A 17333-nucleotide genomic window follows, 5' to 3' on the forward strand; every position below is an offset into this window, starting at 1 on the left:
GGCCAAGTAAGGCAACATGGACGCCAGCAAAGAGAATCCGCGCGGACGGCGACGAGTCGGTGAGGCACCATGCTCCACCCGAGCCGGAGGACGTGGCACGAATGGGCAAGCCCCCGAGCTAAGATCATCAGGTTGGCCAACATGATAACCAGTTGAAATTCAAAGAAGTGATTTTTATGGCCGTAACACGTTTTTTTGAAAAAACCAAGAATAGCCAAATGGCCAGAAATTTAATTGGATTTTTATGGCGTTTTAATTCCTCTAATTTTCTCATTATTTGAGCTATCTTTAATCCTGCTTCGGTCGTTTCTTTATTAATATTATATAATCCTAATCCTGCCAGATAGGACAAATCATATTTATCTACTTTCATAAGATTATCTTTAGAATAATTTTTCTTATTACCATCCTTAAAAATTACAACATCATTATCTCTAAGAGAAAATTCTTCACCGAAATATTTTATAAATAAATACCTAGCCTTTGATATAATTTTCCCCTCTATTTTTATATAATCACCGCTTAGAATCCGTACCTTATTGCGCATCGTACCAACCGAAGCATTACATGAAAATTTTTTATTAAATTCTTCTGTTAATTTTTTAAGTGTATAAACATTATAGTTATGTATAATAAATTCATCCATTTCTTCTGTATATTTTATATTTTTTAAAATTCTATATTCATGGCATATACGTTGTATTGTACCTTCACATTTATTTGCATTGAAGTGATTATTAAATAATTCTGTCAGTTCAGATATGCTACGACCTTCATAATTCTGCTTGATAAATTCAACCATTTCTGGAGTATATCTTTTTCTATTCATCAAGCATACCCGGCATTATTTTTGACCCTGTAAGGGTATTATCAGCAGCTATTCTTGCTTTTAATACCAAATATCCACAAGATATTATCTCTCTTGCCACTGTAGTCACAGCCATTGCGCGCTTAATTTCCGATTCTAAATTTTCTCCAGTTAAACTTTCATCACTCAATCGTTCCAGCTCTGCGAATAAATGGTCATTCAAGTTACCAAGTTTATTCTTTGCCATGCCAGTTCCTTAGATATTTGTGTTATATGGCTGTCCTTTTTCTCTCTTGCCGAAAGGCTTTGCCGCTTTTTGCTGTTCCTCCTGTGGCTTTGTTTCAATCCTCTTTGTGGCTGACGCTTGAGCAAATTTTTCCGAATCCTGACTTTCCCTTTCAGAAACAGGAATATACTTTCTCTTTGTTGACCTTTTTTTCGTGTATCTCTGCTCGAATCTCTGGTCTATAAATTCGCAAAATCTGCAATAGCTCATGGTTATATCGCCTCTTTCTTTGAAAGTACGATATATATCCAATTTCGGATAACCTGCGAGGATTAACTTTTCAGTTTCCTCTTGCACTTTGATAAATTGTATGCGGGCAGCACCCCATTTCCATTTTCTCATGCTAACGCCACCTCTCTTTGCCAGTTACGGAGAAAATCAAGAACGCCCATTCCAGGATTGCTTGGCACATCCTGAGCCCGTGGCGCTTTGCCTTGAACATGGAGTAAATGCCAAAGGCCCCACGCCGGGCCAGAATTTCCGCACTCCGAAAAACACGACAGGAAGGCATCGAAAACCGGGCGCAGCCTTGCCGACTCTGCTCTTTGCCGGGCGGCGCGTTCTGCTTCTTCTGCTTGTAGGCGGCTACAGAGCCTTAGGCGGCGTTCCTGGGAGATTTTTTCTTCTGGAGTGAACTGAACAGCGGCATCGAGGTTTTCATCGAGCCACCTACGGCCTTTGAGCCAGTTCACGCACTGGGGAATATAACGCCCATGCTCCTTGAGCCATTGGCCGCACACCTTGAATTTTTCCAGAACGCTTATCAGGCTGGAGAGAACCGGGATATTTCCTTGCCGGTGAAGTTTGAACCAGACAGATCGCGCCAGCTCCTTCGCTTCCTTGCGCGGATAGGCGGCCCAAAATTTTTCAAATTCCTGATTCACGGAAAAATAATTCCCACCCCCACCACGTTTTTTGACGTTCCCTGCATGGTCACTTTTGCCCAAGGGCTTAGGGGGGTAAGGGGGGTTATTTGGTTTTAAATTCTTACAATTAAATTTGTAGCCATAATCTGCCCCGGAGCTGGGCTCTTCTGGATAGTCCGCGCCAGATTTTGACTTATCGTGGCCAGATTCTCCGTGCCTGGGAGTATCATCCCTATCAATGGAATCAGATGCCCATGCAGGTCTCAAAAAATAGTATCTGCATACACCAAAACCGCCTTTCCCTACACGGATAAGGCCAACGATTTTAAGCTCATTCAAATAATTCTTGATGGAAGAAACACTACAGCAGATAAACTTTGCAAGTGTCGAATGTGTAGCCCAACAAAAATTCTTATCACCAGCAAAATAAATCAGGGCATTATAAAGAACTTTTGCCCCCAGACTCAATTCGCACGACTTGAGAATTTGAATGGGCATGATAGGGCCGCGAATGTGCCCTTTTGGCGTGAAGGTGTCCATGTTCGCTACCTCGAACAGGCACGGAAAAAAGCGTAAAAAAGAGTCTGCGGAGCTTGACGCCGCTATGCCCTTGGGGCTAAGGTTTATCCGCAACATATTTGCGGACTACCTTCCGCAGATGGCCCTCATAGCGCTAACTGTGAGGGCTTTTTTTCCGGCCTATGCTATTTCCTCAAATACGCTCCTTGAAAAACGCGCTTTGAGCATTTGAGCGGCTGGCTCATCAGGCCGTGGAAACCGACACCACGACGACGCAGGCACTGGACGACAAAAGCGCCAGTGCCGCGTTTCGCCTTCGGTTGGATATGTTGCGCGGAAGTGGTGGAAGAATTGAAAAACTGGCTTAACAGCCGGGAGGATCGGGAAGAAACGGAATAAAAAAATGCCCCAAACCGTGAAGCGTTAAAGCCGCACGGCTTGAGGCGGAGGGTTGGGCTAGCCTGAGAAATGAAAAAACGCCGAATCCCTTCAGAATGAAGGTTTTCAGCGTTAATCTCTAGGTGGCGTCCCCAAGGGGATTTGAACCCCTGTTGACGGCGTGAAAGGCCGTTGTCCTGGGCCGACTAGACGATGGGGACATGATGGCTGGGTTGCAAGGACTCGAACCTTGATTAGCGGAGCCAGAATCCGCCGTCCTGCCAATTGAACGACAACCCAGTGCTTGCGAAGCAGGATACTAGGACCACAGGCACAGGATGTCAAGCAGATTTTCTCAAATGGCGAATATCGCCCACTCCCCAAGCAAACAATCGGAAGAGGGTACGTTGCGCGAGGGAGCATGGGCGTGGATAAGTGGCGGCCACATGGCCGCCCCCAGCCCCGCGCGCTGTGCTGCTCCCGATGACTACTCGCTCCGCACAACTCCGCCGGGAGGCAGCGTCCCCGGGCTTGCGCTGATACGCGATTTCCGGGTATCACAGTCCCGCGGCGGACTTCCGCGCAGGAGCTCAGAGCGGCAATGAACGAACAGGTGCGCCATTTTTTGCGCGAGGCTGGGCCCGTGCTCTGCCTGGATATTGGCAGCGGCACGCAAAAGGCCCTGCTTGCCCGCGCCGGCCAGGGATGCGCCAACTGGCCCCGGTGGCTCCTGCCCTCCCCAGCGCGGCTGGTGGCCCAGCGCATCCGCGAGCTCACCATGCTCCGCTGCGGCGTCTGGCTCGCCGGCGGCATCATGGGCAACGGCTTCCTTGATGCGCTCCGCGCGCACCTTGGCGCTGGGCTGCCCACCTCCGCCACGGCCTCCGCCTCCCGCGCCATTGACGCAGACCCGGAGGCCGTCCGCGCCCTTGGCGTCACCATAACCGAGACCTGCCCCGCCGACTGCGTGCCAGTCCATCTTGAGGATTTTTCGCCCGAATTCTGGCAGGGCCTGCTGCGCCTCTCCGCCCTTCCCCAGCCGCACCTCATTCTCGCGGCCGCGCAGGATGACGCCAGCCACGCCGGCGCGCCGCGCGACACCCGCATGAAGGACTGGACCGTCCTGCTCACGTCCGACGCCGACCCCACCCGCTGGATCTACGCCCAGGCGCCCGCCACGCTGCGGCGCCTGCACGCGCTCCAGCAAAAGACCGGCGGCCCGGTGGCCGACACGGCAACCTGCGCCATTCTCGGCGCGCTCTGCGACGAAAGTGTGCTCGAGCGCAGCTTCCGCGAGGGCATCACCATTGTCAGCGTCGGCAACGAGCACACGTTCGCCGCCCTCGTCTACCAGGGCCACGTCTGCGGACTCTACGAGCACCATACCGACGGCCGCGAGCTGCCGCTCCTGCTGGATGATTTGCACCAGCTCCGGCTGCGCTGGCTCCCGCCCGAGAACGTGCACGCCAGCGGCGGCCACGGCACGGCCTTTGGCGCCCAATGCGAGGCGGCGGGCAGTTTTGCGCCCACTTATCTTTTGGGGGCCCGGCGCAGCCTGCTCGCCGGGCACGGGCGCGACATCGCTCCTCACGGCGACATGCCCCATGCCGGCTGCTTCGGAATCCTCCACGGTTGGGCGCACGCGCGCCCCCACTCCTGACGCGGCTTGCCGCCCACCTTTAAAGGACGACCGATGGACGTTTTTGACCCTGCCGAACTCTGGACACGGGATCACATCGCCGCCACCCAGCTGACGCGCCTGCGCAGCACCATCGCCCGGGCGCGGCGCTGCGATTTCTACCGCCGGCGCCTGGACGAGGCCGGCATCGACGCCAGAAACATCCACAGCCTCGACGATCTTGCGCGCATCCCCTTCACCACCAAGGACGACCTGCGCGCCCAGTACCCCACGGGCCTTTTGTGCGTGCCGCAAAGCGAGATCGTGCGCATGCACTGCTCGAGCGGCACCACGGGCTCGCCGGTGGCCATCTGCCACACGCAGAACGACATCAATTCCTGGGCCGACCTCATGGCCCGCTGCATGTATATGGTGGGGGTGCGGCGCGAGGATGTGTTCCAGAACATGTCGGGCTACGGCCTGTTCACCGGCGGCCTCGGCATCCATTTCGGCGCCGAGCGCCTCGGCTGCATGACCATCCCGGCGGGCGCGGGCAATTCCCGCCGGCAGATCAAGCTCGCCAAGGATTTCCGCACCACGGTGGCGCACATCCTGCCCTCCTACGCGCTCATCCTGGGCGAGCATCTGCGCAGCATGGGCGAAGACCCGCGGGACTTCCCCCTGCGCATCGCGCTCGTGGGCGCCGAGCCCTATACCGAAGAGTTCCGCCGCCGCATCGAGGATCTGTTCGCCATGAAGGCCTATAATTCCTACGGCCTCTCGGAGATGAACGGCCCGGGCGTGGGCTTCGAGTGCCTGGCGCAGGACGGCCTTCACATCTGGGAGGACGCCTACATCCCCGAAATCGTCGACCCGGCCACGGGCAAGCCCGTGCCGGACGGCGAGGTGGGCGAGCTCGTGATGACGAGCCTCTGCCGCGAGGGCATGCCCATCCTGCGCTACCGCACGCGCGACCTCACCCGCTTCCTCCCCGGGAGCTGCGCCTGCGGGCGCCGCCACCGCCGCATGGACCGCATCCTCGGCCGCGCGGACGACATGTTCATCGTCAAGGGCGTCAATATCTACCCCATGCAGATCGAGGAGGTCATCATGACCTTCCCCGAAGTGGGGCAGAGTTATCTCATCCTGCTGGAAAACAACGGCTTCGGCGACGTGATGCGCGTGCAGGTGGAGATCCGCGACGAGTATTTCGTGGAGGACATGCGCGTGCTCCACAACCTGCAAAAGGTCATCGCCCAGCGCCTGCGCGACGAGATACTGGTCACGCCCAGCGTGGAACTCGTGGAGAGCAACAGCCTGCCGCGCACCGAGGGCAAGGCCGTGCGCGTGCGCGACCTGCGCGAAAAGAAATAAGCCATGGAGTTTTTCCCCTTTGCGCCGCTTTTGGCGGGGGCCTTTCTTGCGCTCCTCTGCCTCGTGCTCTTTCTCAATATCTTCGGGCTGCCGGCCAACTGGATCATCCTGGGCCTCGTGGCCCTCTGGAAGCTGGTCATGCCCGCGCAGGGCGCGCTCGACGCCTGGTTCTGGGCCGGCATGGTGGCCTTCGCCCTGCTTGGCGAGGCGCTGGAACTGGGCGTGCAGGTGCTCAAGGCCCGGCACTACGGCTCCAGTTCTTCCGGCACCTTCGCGGGCATGGTGGGCGCCTTCGTGGGCGCCATCCTGCTGGCGCCGCTCTTCTGGGGGCTGGGGGCGCTCCTGGGCGCCCTCGCCGGCGCGTGGCTCGGCTGCTACGCCATGGAGATCGCCCGGGGGCGCCCCTCGGGCGAGGCCATGAACGCGGCCATGGGCGCCATGATGGGCCGCTTTTTGGGCACTGTCTGCAAATGCGGCACCGGCGCGGCCATGATCGCCCTCACCGCGCACCACATCTGGCCCGAGGCCATGGAGATGGGCCCCTCCGGCGAGGCGCCGGCGGAAGTGGTGCGCCTCTTCCTGCATGCCGCAGCGGCCTGCTGCTGAGGCCTCCGTGCTGCTCGATACCGTTGAAGTCGTCCTTGTGCGGACGCGCTTTCCTGAAAATATCGGCATGGCCGCGCGGGCCTGCGCCAACATGGGCTGCCCCTGCCTCTGCCTCGTGGCGCCGGAGCGCTGGGACATCGCAAAAGCGCGGCCGCTGGCGACGCCCAAGGGGCTGCCCGTGCTGGAACACATCCGCGTGGCCCCAAGCCTTGCGGAAGCCGTGGCAAAGAGCCGCCTTGTGCTGGGCACCACGGCGCGCCTTGGTGGCTGGCGCAAGAGCGTGCTCACCGCCGACCAGGCGGGCAGCGTCACGGCAGGGGCCGTGCGCGCCGGGGAGCGCGTTTCGCTGGTCTTCGGCTCCGAAGACCGGGGTCTTTCCAATGAGGAATCCCTGCTCTGCCAGCGCCTCGTCACCATCCCAACAGCCGGGGAGGCGAGCTCGCTCAATCTCGCGCAGGCGGTGCTCATCGTGCTCTATGAATGCGCCCGCGCGCTGCGGGGCAGGGATATGGAGGGGGAAGCGCCCTCCGGGGAGGATACGCCCCGCACCGGCGCCCGGGGCATCACCGCCGCCGAGCAGGAACGGCTCATGGCACATTTCAAGGCCATGCTCCTCGCGCTGGACGTGCTGCGCGGCGACAACCCGGAGTATTTTCTTTTGCCGTGGCGCAGGCTTTTCGGGCGCGCGCGGCTCAGGCGGCACGAGTATGACGCGCTCATGGGCCTGTGCCGCCAGGTGCGCAACAAACTGGAAACAGGGCAGAACGGCCAAGGCTGAAACGGGCTCCACGCACTCACATTCTCAGCATCCCGCCATGGGCATCGGTGTGTTCCGCATGCTCGCCGCAGTGCACCGGCACATGCGCACATTCGCTCCCAGTGACAGCTTTTATCCAGAATAAGATAAGTATTTGTGAATCAATTCAAGAATCTCTCGATACGAATCGTCTTCAATTATCTTTACCCCAGATTTGCAGATATGATAGCACTCGTATCCTATACAGGCAATTTTTGAGAAGCCGTTCTCTCTGCCATCAAAAAAGATGGAATCACCTAAAAAATGGTTGTTGGCCTTATCAACTCCTAAAATATCCAATATTGTCGGCGCTAATGAAAGAGAATTCCTGTAATCAGCGTCTATTGTTTTTCCGGAAATGTCTTTAGAAAAAATTATAAAAGGGATTTCGTCGATAAAATATTGTGTATTTGTATTAAATGTTTTTCGATACTCAGGTGTTGAGTATGTCGCATGGTCGGCAGTCAGGATTAAAAAAGTATTTTCCGATATACTGTTGGCTAAAAATTTTTCCACAAACTCGCCCAACCAAAAATCTGCGTTATGGAATTTGTTAAGATAAGGATTCTTTTTATCTCCATATTTTTTATCGGGGCTGTCCATACCGTGATGCGTGCCCAGCTGATAGAGGCAGAGGAAAAAGGGCGCCTTGGAAGATTTCAATGCCATAAGTTCTTTCCAAAGGAACGCGTAGGATTGCTTGTCCGTCAGATAATCTGAAAACCTTTCACCAAAATTTTCGGCCGTGAGCACCTGCTGGAACCCCACATTTTTCATAACAGACGCGAGACCTTCATTTTTGTCATGTGGTGAAATAAATACTGTCGTGTAGCCTCTCTTTTCGAGAATATACGGCAAGCTCTCGATGCGGGGAATAGTTCCGGCATGGCTCTTCCGCGCCAATTCGTCCACTCCCTGCAGGTCTGGGGCGTAGTCCCTGCCGCCTTTAAGACAAAAGCCTGAAATAAGCTGGCCTCGCAATCCCCTGAAGGTAGCCGCCGTGTGATTGAAATAATTTTTGATATCAATGCTATTTTTTCGAAGTTTCATAATGTTGGGAGTTACATCATCACTGAGTACCCTGGAGCTGGTGCCCTCCAGAAAAATAACGATGACATTGGAGTTATTAAAATTTTTGGCGGAGATTTTACCCTTGAAAGATGTATTGATACTGTTTTTCTCAAAACTCTTTGCAAAAGTATCCGTGGGTAAGGTACGCAGTATTTTTGCCGCCTTATACGCGATGAATGAAATATTTTCAAGTGGAAAGGGATACTTTTTCCACGTCACCTGCTTATTATAAGCCATAAATGCTATTATCATAACAAGAAAATACACAATACTGACAATACTCGTTTGAAAAATGCTAAATTTTTTTACTTTCTTTAGAAGATATATATTTATATAAAAAAGAATGATATATGAGATTATTATTAAAGATAAATAAAATAATTCCTTTCCTATGCTGGCTGCATCACATATATTTAATATCGTAAGCGGGATAATATAACTTCCCGTACTATAGAGGCTTGCATATTGGGCGGATTCAAGAAATATCGGTATAATTAAAAGGATATTCAGCGCTTTTGATTTGAGCGCCCTGCTCACAATGAGGAGAACAATGATTTCAAGCAAAAAGAAAGAAGGATGGAGGATGCTATCTACAAATGGAAGAAGAAAACAAAATTGGAGGGCGAGAATGCAGCCTATTGCTATATATATATATATATATATATATATATATATATATATAGGATTAGATTTTATGTGGCATGGCTTCAACTCCATTCTCCAGCACTCCTTCTCATTGGTTCAGGCACACACCGTCAACTTGATCACGGAAATACGAAAAAACCCGTGATCAGTCACAGTAATGTACGACAGTCAGCTTTAAGGCGAGTCCACCGCCAGTGGAAGTCTTCCCTTCCATCAGACATTGAAGAGAAAGTGCATGACATCCCCGTCCCGCACCACATAGTCCTTGCCTTCCACGCGCAGGACGCCGTCGGCCCGGCAGGCCGCCTCGCTCGCGTGGCTCATGTAGTCATCGTAGGAGATGACCTCGGCGCGGATGAAGCCGCGCTCGAAATCCGTATGGATGACGCCCGCGGCCTGCGGGGCCTTCCAGCCCTTGCGGATGGTCCAGGCGCGCACCTCGTCCGGCCCGGCGGTAAAATAGCTCGCGAGGCCCAGAGTGGCATAGCCCGTGCGGATGATGCGCCCGAGCCCGTCCTCCTCCACGCCATAGGAGGCCAAAAGTTCCGCCTGCTCCTCTTCGGGCAGGCCCTGCAATTCCTCCTCAAGGCGCGCGCAGATGCGGGCGAAGCCGGCGCCCCGCGCCTCGGCGAGCTCGCGCAGCTTTTCGGAGTGGGCATTGCCCTCGGCCACGCTCTCCTCGTCCACATTGGCGCAATAGATGACCGGCTTGGCCGTGAGCAGACCGAGCTCGCGCCAGGAGGCGAGAAAGGCGTCCGCGCCTTCAGGCAGGGGAAAGGTGGAGGCCGGCTTGCCCGCATTGAGGTGCGCGAGCAGCTGCTCCATGATGTCGGCCGATGCCCTGGCCTCCTTGCTGCCCTTGGCGGCCTTGCGCAGCCGCTCGAGCCGCTTTTCCACGCTTTCGATGTCCGCCAGCAAAAGCTCGGTCTCGATGGTCTCCACATCGCGCAGCGGGTCCACGCTACCGTCCACATGGACGATGTTCTCATCCTCAAAGCAGCGCGCCACCTGCACGATGGCCGCGCACTCGCGGATATTGCCGAGGAACTGGTTGCCCAGGCCTTCGCCCTTGCTGGCCCCGCGTACGAGGCCCGCGATGTCGATGAAGTCCACCTGGGCGTGGATGGTGCGCTGGGGCGTGACCTTGCGCGACAGGGCGTCCACGCGCGCGTCGGGCACGGCCACGGTGGCCTTGTTGGGCTCGATGGTGCAGAAGGGATAGTTGGCCGCCTGCGCGTTCTGGGCCTTGGTGAGGGCGTTGAAAAGCGTGGACTTGCCCACATTGGGCAGGCCGACGATACCGATGCTCAGTGCCATGGCGACTCCTGTGCCTGTTCGTTGGAGGTCCTTGCGTTGCGCGGGGCGCTACCGGCCCCTTGGTAGGGAAAGAACGGCCCACTGTCAATGGGCTGCGCCGCCCGGGCGCCCTTGCCGCGCTCACGCCTCTCCCTCGCGTGCTTGCAATCGCCGCGCCCTCGGGTATGCTTGGCGAGATGCCGGGGCGCAGCCCGCAAAACACCCGCAAAACAAGGGCCGCGCCCGGCAAGGACAGCGCCAATGCCCTTCACTTATCCGCTTTTTCTCTCCCTTGAGGGCGAGCATTGCCTTGTGGCCGGCCTCGGCGAGGTGGGCCGGCGCAAGCTCGCCGCTGTGCTCGCGGCCGGCGTGGGCTCGGTGCTCGCGCTGGAGAACGGCTTGCCTGGGGTGGCGGGTGGTGGTGCCGGCGACGATGAACTCGCAGGGCTGTGCGCCGACCCACGGGTGCGCCTCGAGCGGCGCGCCTGCACGGCGGCGGATGTGGGCAGCGCCCGCCTGGTCTTTGCCGCAACCTCCGACGCGCGGGAAAATGCGCGCATCGCCGCCCTGTGCCGCGAGGCCGGCGTGCTCTGCAATTGCGCGAGCGCGCCTGAACTGGGGTCCTTCGCCGTGCCGGCCGTGGCGCGCGCGGGCGAGCTTCGCGCCGCCCTCTCCACCGGCGGGGCGAGCCCGGCGCTCACCCGCATCCTGCGCCGCGAGCTCGAGTCGTGGCTCGCGCCGCGCGCGGCGCTCGCGCGCTTTCTCGGGCGCTTGCGGCCCCTTGTCCTTGCCATGGGGGCGGATACGCGGCACAATGGCCAACTGTTCCGCAAAGTGGCGGCTTCACCCCTCGGGGACTGGCTCGCCGCTGGCGACCTTGCCCGCTGCCGCGCCTGGCTCGAGCGGGAGCTGCCGACCGCGCTGGCCGTGCAGGCCCTGCCGCTTCTGGACGGGACGGCGGATGCCCACACGGAGATGCCCCGCAGCGGCAGTGACGGAGAAACGCATGAGTTTTGCTGATTTTCTGGCACCTGAGACCTCCACCGCCATCACCCTGGCGGTCTATGCGCTGGCCGGCGCGGCGGGCCTCATCGGCATGCTCGCGCGGCTCCCATCGTGGCGCAAGGGCGCCTGCTTCCTCGCCGGCGCGGCCTTCACCTGCCAGACGCTCCTGCTCGCGCTCGGCGCGCATGGCGCGCACCACGGTGGCCTCACGCTCGGCGCGTATCTCCAGATGCTCGCCTGGTTCGTGCTGCTCTGCGGCCTCGGGCTGTGGGCGCGCTTCCGGCAGGAGGCGCCGCTCATCTTCGCGGCGCTCCTTGGCCTCATCCTCTTTCTCATGTCCACGCCGTGGCTCGGGCAGGCCGTTCCCCTGCCCGCCTCGCTCAAGGGGCCCTTTTTCGCCTTCCATATCGGCGCGCTCTTTTTGAGCCTCGGGCTCCTGGCCCTGGCTTTCGCCGCCGGGGCGCTCTTCCTCTTCCTCGAGCGGCGCATCAAGAGCAAGCAGCGCATGCAGGGCATCTGGCAGGACATGCCGGCGCTCGCCATCCTCGATAAAATCAACGCCGTCTGCGCGCTCACGGCTTTCCCGCTCTACACGCTGGGCATCGTGGCCGGGCTGTTCTGGGCGCGCCCGGTTTTCGGCAGCACTCTTTCGGGCGACCCGAAAGAAGTGGTGAGCCTGCTCGTCTGGCTCCTGCTCGGCGTGCTTTTCCACAACCGGCTCGCCAATGGCTGGAAGGGCCGCAAGCCCGCCAGGCTCGCCGTTTTCATCTTTCTGCTCTCGCTCTTTTCGCTCGTCGTGGTCAATGTTTTCATGGAAACGCATCACGCCTTTGTGCGCGGATAGGCGGGGCGTATGCGGCAGGACATCGTTCTTGTGGGCCTGAACCACCGCACCGCCGGCGTGGATGTGCGCGAGCGCTTCGCCCTCGCCGGGCACTGCGCCCCGGAGACCTGGGCCGTGCCCTGCGCAGACCCGGTGGCCGAGGCGCTCATCCTTTCCACCTGCAACCGCGTGGAGCTTTTGGGCGTCGGCGCGGACGGCGGCGCCGTGCGCGAGCATCTTTTGCGCTCCTGGGCGGGGGCGCGCCAGGCCGAGCCCGAAGAGCTTGCGCCCTACCTCTATGAATACCACGGCGCCGAGGCCGTGCGCCATCTCTTCGCCGTGGCCGCGAGCCTGGACTCCATGGTACTCGGCGAACCGCAGATCCTGGGGCAGCTCAAGCAGGCCTACCGCAAATCCGTGGAGAGCCGGGCCACGGGCGTCATCCTCAACCGGCTGCTGCACAAGGCCTTTTCCGTCGCCAAGCGCGTGCGCACCGAAACGGCGGTGGCCGCCAATGCCGTTTCCATCAGTTATGCGGCCGTGGAGCTGGCGCGCCGCATTTTTGGCGACATGCCGAAGCACCGCGCGCTCCTGGTGGGCGCCGGCGAAATGGCGGAGCTCGCCGCCATGCACCTGCTCCAGGCGGGCATCGACGAGATCGTGGTGGTCAACCGCACGCGCGAGCGCGCCGTGGAGCTGGCCAAGCGCTTCCGCGGGCGGGCGGCCGGCTTTGAGGAACTGCAGGCCCGCATCGCCGAGGCGGACATCATCATCACCTCCACGGGCTCGCCCGAGCCCGTCATCCGCGCGCGCGACCTGCGCGCCGTGCTCAAGACGCGCAAGAACCGGCCCATGTTCTTCATCGACATCGCGGTGCCTCGCGACATCGACCCGGATGTCAACGGGCTCGACAACGTCTATCTCTACGATATCGACGACTTGCGCGAAGTGGTGGAGGAAAACCTCGCCGGGCGCCGCGAGGAGGCCGCCAAGGCCGGGGCCATCCTCGACGAGGAGGTGGCGCTCTTTTCGCGCTGGCTGGAGAGCCTGGAAAGCCAGCCCACCATCGTCGAGCTCGTCCGGCGCGGCGAGCGCGCCGCCGAGGAGGAGCTGGCCCGCACCCTCAAGCGCCTCGGCCCGCTGGACGAGAGCCAGCGCGCGGCCATCACGGCCATGGCCCACGCCATCGCGCACAAGCTCAACCACGACCCCATCATGTTCCTCAAGGAAGACGGCATGGCCCGCGAGGGAGCGCCGGCCCGCGTCAACCTCGTGCGCCGCGTCTTCGGCCTCGACGCCCCCCACGGCAGGCGCGGCCGGGGAGCCTGAGGCGTGCGCCCCGATGCCGGGCCGCCCTTCCCCGCCGCACCGCCCGCGCTCGGGCAACTGCCGCCAGGTCTCGCGCGCCTCAGCCTCGGCGTGGAGCGCTTCTGCCGCCGCAAGCTCGGCCTTCAGCCCGGCGCCCGGCTTCTGCTCGCCCTCTCAGGGGGCGCGGATTCCACCGCCCTCGCGGTCATCCTGCATGTAGTGGCGCCGCGCCTCGGTCTGCGCCTCTCGGCCCTGAGCGTGGACCACGGCCTGCGCCCCGAAAGCGGGGAGGACGCCGGTCACGTGAAGGCGCTCTGCCACTGGCTCGATATCCACTGCCGGGTATGCCGGCGCGATGTGGCGGCTTGCGCCGGTAAGTGGGGCTGTGGCCTCGAGGAGGCCGGGCGGCGGGTGCGCTACGCGCTGCTGGAAGAAGAACGCGCGGCCGCTGGCGCGGACTGGATCGTGCTCGGCCACCATGCGGGCGACCTTGCCGAGGATGTGCTGCTCCGCCTCACGCGCGGGGCCGGCTGGCCGGGCTTGGCCGGCATGGCCGCGAAGGACGAGGGGCGGCATCTGCTGCGCCCCCTGCTCTTCACGCCGCCCGACAGGCTGCGCGCCCTGCTGCGGCGCCTTGCTCTTCCCTGGCGGGAGGACGCGAGCAACGCGAGCCTCGCCTTCCGCCGCAACCGGCTCAGGCACGAGGTGTTGCCGCAGCTTCGGCGCGAAAACCCGGCGCTGGACAGAACATGCGCCACGCTGCACCGCCTCGGGGAGCTGGACGCGGATTTTTGGGATGCGACGCTGGATGCGGCCCTTGCGGCCCAGCCGTGGGAAGAAATCGAGGAAGACGGCGCCCCGGCCCTCATCCTGCCGCGCGCCTTGCTGGCCGGGCTGCACCCGGCGGCGCGCCTGCGCCTCTATGTGCGGGCCTTGCGCGCCGTCAGAAGCCAAGGAGGCGACAGCGGGAGTCCGGGGCAGGCCCGCGGCGCCACCCTGCTCGCGCTGGACGAGGCCTTGCGCGAGCGCCGCGGCAATACGCGCTTCCAGCTTCCGGGAAGTGTCGAGGCTCTTGTGCGCGGCGGGAGCGTCCGCTTCACAAAAGCCGCTCAGTCTGCGCGCAAGAGCTCAAGCCCCGCAGACGTGACGCCCTCCACATCGAGGCCCTGAAGCCCGCGCAACTCGGCCTGCGTTCCGTGCTGCACAAAGGCATCCTCAAGCCCGAGGCGGCGGATGCGTTGGCCCCGCAAGAGGCCGGCATCGCTCAGGTATTCCAGCGCCGCCGAGGCAAAGCCGCCGGCGCGCGCCCCCTCCTCCACGAAGAGGAGGCGGTCGAAGCGGCGCGCGAGCCCGGCCAGCTGGCCCTCCGGCAACGGCTTCAGCCACACCGGGTCAAAAACCAGCGCCTGTTTGCCCGCCTCTTCCTCGATGCGGGCCGCCGCCGCAAGCGCCGCATGCGCGCAGGGGCCAGCCGCGATGATGGCGAGATCAGCCCCCTCGCGGAGCACTTCGCCCGCACCTATCGCGAGCACCCGAGGCGCGCCCTTGCGCTCCACCCCCACCCCCGCGCCCCGGGGATAGCGCACGGCACAGGGGCCGTCCTGCGCGAGCGCGGTCTTCAGGGCGTGGCGCAGCATGTCCTCGTCACGCGGGGCCAGAAGCCGCATATGGGGGATGTGCCGCAAATAGGCGATGTCAAAGGCGCCGTGGTGCGTGGCGCCGTCCGCGCCCACGAGGCCCGCGCGGTCGATGCAGAAGGTGACGGGCAGGTTCTGCAGGCACACGTCGTGCACCACCTGGTCATAGCCGCGCTGGAGAAAGGTGGAATAAATGGCGAGCACCGGCCGGAAGCCCTGGCTCGCGAGGCCCGCGGCGAAGGTCACGGCATGCTGCTCGCAGATGCCGGTGTCGACGAAGCGCTCGGGAAAGCGCGCGCGGAACTTGTCCGTGCCCGTGCCCTCGGGCATGGCCGCTGTGATGGCGATGATGCGCTCATCTTTCTCGGCGAGCTCCACCAGCGTGTCGCCGAAAACGCGGGTAAAGGCCGGCGGGGATTTTTTCCCTGCCGGGGCCACGGCCTCGCCCGTCTCCGGGCTGAACAACCCGACCCCGTGGAAGCGCGTTGGGTCGCTCTCGGCCGGGGCGTAGCCCTTGCCCTTGCGGGTGCGCACATGGAGGAGCACCGGGCCGTCCTCCACGGCGGCCGCCATCTGCAGGTGCCTGCGCAGGGCCGGGATGTCGTGGCCGTCCACGGGGCCGATATAGGTGAAGCGGAAGGCCTCGAAGAGCATGCCGGGCGTGAAGAAGGACTTGAAGCTCCACTCGCCGCGCATGGCGTAGATGGCGAGCTTCTGGCCGATGCGCGGGATGCTGCGCAAAAAGCGGAGCACCTCGCGCCTGGTCTGGCGCACCCAGCGGCTCGACAGGGTGCGGCTCAAGAAGAGCGACAGCGCGCCCACATTGGGCGAGATGGACATTTCATTGTCATTGAGCACCACGATGAGCCGGCGACCCATGTGCCCCGCGAGATTGAGGCCCTCGAAGGCCTCGCCGCCCGTAAGCGAGCCGTCGCCGATGACCGCGATGACATGGTGCCTCAAGCCCGCGAGGTCGCGCGCCTGCGCCATGCCGAGGGCCGCGGAAATGGAGGTGGAGGAGTGCCCCACCCCGAAATGGTCATAGGGACTTTCCCCCGGGCGTGGAAAGCCGGAAATGCCGCCGAGGCGCCTGAGGCTCCCAAATTCGGCGGCGCGGCCGGTGAGCAGCTTGTGGGCGTAGGCCTGGTGGCCCACGTCCCAGATGAGCTTGTCGCGATTGAGGTCAAATTCCGAGAGCAGGGCGAGCGTCAGCTCCACCACCCCGAGGGACGGCGCGAGATGGCCGCCATTGGCCGCTACCGTGGTTATGATGCGCTCGCGCACCTCGCCGGCGAGCCTTGCGAGCTCCGCGTCCGAGAGGCCGAGCAGTTGGGCCGGGTCCGCGATGTCGTCAAGATGGAGGGCCGCAGCGTTCTGCGCCATGTCAGCAGGCCCGGCTCACGGTATAGTCGGCGAGCGCGCGCAGGAAGGCGGCCTCCCGCCCGGTGAAGGGCGCGAGCGCGGCCTTGGCCCGGGCCGCCTGGGCGAGCGCCAGCTCACGGCTTTGCGCAAGGCCCACCATGGACGGATAGGTGTTCTTGCCCTGGGCCGCGTCGCTGCCCGCGGGCTTGCCGAGCACCGCGGTATCCGCCGTCACGTCCAGAATGTCGTCCGCAATCTGGAAGGCCATGCCGAGCGCCGAACCGTATTCGCCGATGGCGTCGATGACGGCGCTGTCCGCCTCGGCGAGGAGCGCCCCGCACACGCAGGAGGCCCGCAAGAGCGCCCCGGTCTTCATGGCGTGCATGGTCTGGAGTTCCTCAAGGCTGATGGAGGGGCGCCCGGTGTGGATCATGTCCCATTCCTGGCCGCCCACCATGCCGGAGGAGCCAGCCGCCATGGCAATCTCCGCGATGGCGGCCAGAAGCGGCTGCGCCGGCACGCGCGCGCGGCACATGGCGCCAAAGGCGTCGGTGAGCAGGCCGTCGCCGGCAAGGATGGCCGTGGCTTCGTCAAAAGCCTTGTGGTTGGAGGGCTTGCCCCGCCTGAGGTCGTCATCGTCCATGGCCGGGAGGTCGTCATGGATGAGCGAATAGGTGTGGATCATCTCGATGGCGCCGGCAAAGGGCAGCATGCGCAGCTCCTCGAGGCCGCACAGCTCCGCGCAGGTGATGCAGAGCACGGGGCGAAGGCGCTTGCCGCCGGCCTGGAGGCTGTAGAGCATGGCCTCGCGCAGCCGCGGGGGCATCTCCCGGTCATCGAGGCACGAGGCGAGCCACAGCTCCACGGCGACCCCGCGGCGCTTGAGCAGTTCCTTCATGGACGCGGCGTCCATGATTTCCGGCATGTGCGGCCTG

Annotated in this window: 16 protein-coding genes, 2 tRNA genes and 1 other RNA gene; 8 read left to right on the plus strand and 11 right to left on the minus strand. The window is 61.3% G+C overall.

The window, feature by feature from the left end; translation table 11 throughout:
• Positions 1-127: 127 nt before the first annotated feature.
• From G7Y54_RS11835 to G7Y54_RS11865, 7 genes are all read right to left on the minus strand, one after another.
• A complete protein-coding gene (locus tag G7Y54_RS11835; RefSeq protein WP_165077734.1) occupies positions 128-829 on the minus strand; it encodes a hypothetical protein in 702 nt (233 codons plus the stop codon).
• Positions 822-1055, minus strand: coding sequence for a hypothetical protein (locus G7Y54_RS11840; RefSeq protein ID WP_165077736.1), 234 nt, complete (start codon positions 1053-1055; stop codon positions 822-824). Before G7Y54_RS11840 ends, G7Y54_RS11835 begins: the two co-directional genes overlap by 8 nt.
• Before the next feature lie 9 nt (positions 1056-1064).
• Positions 1065-1436 carry a TraK family protein gene (locus G7Y54_RS11845; protein WP_165077738.1) on the minus strand — a complete coding sequence of 124 codons (372 nt, stop codon included), beginning with the start codon at positions 1434-1436 and terminating at the stop codon, positions 1065-1067.
• Positions 1433-2500: a helix-turn-helix domain-containing protein gene (locus G7Y54_RS11850; RefSeq protein ID WP_165077740.1), complete on the minus strand. Its 1068-nt coding sequence runs from the start codon at positions 2498-2500 to the stop codon at positions 1433-1435. Before G7Y54_RS11850 ends, G7Y54_RS11845 begins: the two co-directional genes overlap by 4 nt.
• A gap of 209 nt (positions 2501-2709) precedes the next feature.
• Positions 2710-2795: hammerhead ribozyme type II (locus tag G7Y54_RS11855), an RNA gene on the minus strand.
• 206 nt (positions 2796-3001) lie between these two features.
• Positions 3002-3078: transfer RNA gene (locus G7Y54_RS11860), tRNA-Glu, on the minus strand.
• 4 nt (positions 3079-3082) lie between these two features.
• Positions 3083-3157, minus strand: a tRNA-Gln gene (locus G7Y54_RS11865).
• A gap of 301 nt (positions 3158-3458) precedes the next feature.
• On the opposite strand from G7Y54_RS11865, the gene G7Y54_RS11870 reads away from it, so the two are divergent.
• From G7Y54_RS11870 to G7Y54_RS11885, 4 genes are read left to right on the plus strand one after another with little or no spacing between them, the layout of a single operon-like run.
• Positions 3459-4517 carry a DUF1786 family protein gene (locus G7Y54_RS11870; protein ID WP_165077742.1) on the plus strand — a complete coding sequence of 353 codons (1059 nt, stop codon included), beginning with the start codon at positions 3459-3461 and terminating at the stop codon, positions 4515-4517.
• A gap of 33 nt (positions 4518-4550) precedes the next feature.
• Positions 4551-5849, plus strand: coding sequence for a phenylacetate--CoA ligase (locus tag G7Y54_RS11875; protein ID WP_165077744.1), 1299 nt, complete (start codon positions 4551-4553; stop codon positions 5847-5849).
• 3 nt (positions 5850-5852) lie between these two features.
• Positions 5853-6455 (plus strand): DUF456 domain-containing protein, encoded by a 603-nt coding sequence (locus G7Y54_RS11880; RefSeq protein WP_165077747.1) that lies wholly within the window; start codon positions 5853-5855, stop codon positions 6453-6455.
• Positions 6456-6462: 7 nt separating this feature from the next.
• Positions 6463-7233, plus strand: coding sequence for an RNA methyltransferase (locus G7Y54_RS11885; RefSeq protein ID WP_241159355.1), 771 nt, complete (start codon positions 6463-6465; stop codon positions 7231-7233).
• A gap of 111 nt (positions 7234-7344) precedes the next feature.
• Here the strand turns inward: G7Y54_RS11885 and G7Y54_RS11890 are convergent, their stop codons facing one another.
• Both G7Y54_RS11890 and ychF read right to left on the minus strand, forming a co-directional pair.
• Positions 7345-8559, minus strand: coding sequence for an LTA synthase family protein (locus tag G7Y54_RS11890; protein ID WP_165077749.1), 1215 nt, complete (start codon positions 8557-8559; stop codon positions 7345-7347).
• Positions 8560-9180: 621 nt separating this feature from the next.
• Positions 9181-10284 (minus strand): redox-regulated ATPase YchF, encoded by a 1104-nt coding sequence (gene ychF / locus G7Y54_RS11895; RefSeq protein ID WP_165077751.1) that lies wholly within the window; start codon positions 10282-10284, stop codon positions 9181-9183.
• Positions 10285-10524: 240 nt separating this feature from the next.
• Between ychF and G7Y54_RS11900 the strand changes: the two genes are divergently transcribed.
• The 4 genes from G7Y54_RS11900 to tilS are packed head-to-tail and all read left to right on the plus strand — an operon-like array spanning position 10525 to position 14569.
• The gene (locus G7Y54_RS11900; RefSeq protein ID WP_165077754.1) at positions 10525-11283 is read left to right on the plus strand and encodes a bifunctional precorrin-2 dehydrogenase/sirohydrochlorin ferrochelatase; all 759 of its coding nucleotides are present in this window, start codon (positions 10525-10527) and stop codon (positions 11281-11283) included.
• The gene (gene ccsA, locus G7Y54_RS11905) at positions 11270-12112 is read left to right on the plus strand and encodes a cytochrome c biogenesis protein CcsA (protein ID WP_165077765.1); all 843 of its coding nucleotides are present in this window, start codon (positions 11270-11272) and stop codon (positions 12110-12112) included. Before G7Y54_RS11900 ends, ccsA begins: the two co-directional genes overlap by 14 nt.
• A 9-nt stretch (positions 12113-12121) precedes the next feature.
• Positions 12122-13420 carry a glutamyl-tRNA reductase gene (gene hemA, locus G7Y54_RS11910; RefSeq protein WP_165077769.1) on the plus strand — a complete coding sequence of 433 codons (1299 nt, stop codon included), beginning with the start codon at positions 12122-12124 and terminating at the stop codon, positions 13418-13420.
• A gap of 3 nt (positions 13421-13423) precedes the next feature.
• Complete coding sequence (gene tilS / locus G7Y54_RS11915; RefSeq protein WP_241159356.1) at positions 13424-14569, plus strand: tRNA lysidine(34) synthetase TilS; 1146 nt, start codon at positions 13424-13426, stop codon at positions 14567-14569.
• Here the strand turns inward: tilS and dxs are convergent.
• Together dxs and G7Y54_RS11925 are read right to left on the minus strand one after the other, a co-directional pair.
• Positions 14509-16419 (minus strand): 1-deoxy-D-xylulose-5-phosphate synthase, encoded by a 1911-nt coding sequence (gene dxs / locus G7Y54_RS11920; RefSeq protein WP_165077771.1) that lies wholly within the window; start codon positions 16417-16419, stop codon positions 14509-14511. The two genes, tilS and dxs, sit on opposite strands and share 61 nt — an antisense overlap.
• Position 16420: 1 nt before the next feature.
• Positions 16421-17311: a polyprenyl synthetase family protein gene (locus G7Y54_RS11925; protein ID WP_165078044.1), complete on the minus strand. Its 891-nt coding sequence runs from the start codon at positions 17309-17311 to the stop codon at positions 16421-16423.
• Positions 17312-17333: the final 22 nt, after the last annotated feature.

Origin of the sequence: Desulfovibrio sp. ZJ746 (genome assembly GCF_011039155.1) — a bacterium.
Taxonomy (GTDB): Bacteria; Desulfobacterota; Desulfovibrionia; order Desulfovibrionales; family Desulfovibrionaceae; genus Desulfovibrio.

Bases quoted from the DNA above. Each gene is read 5' to 3' on its own strand.
- G7Y54_RS11835 (WP_165077734.1), bottom strand. From the start codon at position 829: ATGAATAGAAAAAGATATACTCCAGAAATGGTTGAATTTATCAAGCAG.
- G7Y54_RS11840 (WP_165077736.1), bottom strand. From the start codon at position 1,055: ATGGCAAAGAATAAACTTGGTAACTTGAATGACCATTTATTCGCAGAG.
- G7Y54_RS11845 (WP_165077738.1), bottom strand. From the start codon at position 1,436: ATGAGAAAATGGAAATGGGGTGCTGCCCGCATACAATTTATCAAAGTG.
- G7Y54_RS11850 (WP_165077740.1), bottom strand. From the start codon at position 2,500: ATGGACACCTTCACGCCAAAAGGGCACATTCGCGGCCCTATCATGCCC.
- G7Y54_RS11870 (WP_165077742.1), top strand. From the start codon at position 3,459: ATGAACGAACAGGTGCGCCATTTTTTGCGCGAGGCTGGGCCCGTGCTC.
- G7Y54_RS11875 (WP_165077744.1), top strand. From the start codon at position 4,551: ATGGACGTTTTTGACCCTGCCGAACTCTGGACACGGGATCACATCGCC.
- G7Y54_RS11880 (WP_165077747.1), top strand. From the start codon at position 5,853: ATGGAGTTTTTCCCCTTTGCGCCGCTTTTGGCGGGGGCCTTTCTTGCG.
- G7Y54_RS11890 (WP_165077749.1), bottom strand. From the start codon at position 8,559: ATGGCTTATAATAAGCAGGTGACGTGGAAAAAGTATCCCTTTCCACTT.
- ychF (WP_165077751.1), bottom strand. From the start codon at position 10,284: ATGGCACTGAGCATCGGTATCGTCGGCCTGCCCAATGTGGGCAAGTCC.
- G7Y54_RS11900 (WP_165077754.1), top strand. From the start codon at position 10,525: ATGCCCTTCACTTATCCGCTTTTTCTCTCCCTTGAGGGCGAGCATTGC.
- ccsA (WP_165077765.1), top strand. From the start codon at position 11,270: ATGAGTTTTGCTGATTTTCTGGCACCTGAGACCTCCACCGCCATCACC.
- hemA (WP_165077769.1), top strand. From the start codon at position 12,122: ATGCGGCAGGACATCGTTCTTGTGGGCCTGAACCACCGCACCGCCGGC.
- dxs (WP_165077771.1), bottom strand. From the start codon at position 16,419: ATGGCGCAGAACGCTGCGGCCCTCCATCTTGACGACATCGCGGACCCG.
- G7Y54_RS11925 (WP_165078044.1), bottom strand. From the start codon at position 17,311: ATGGACGCCGCGTCCATGAAGGAACTGCTCAAGCGCCGCGGGGTCGCC.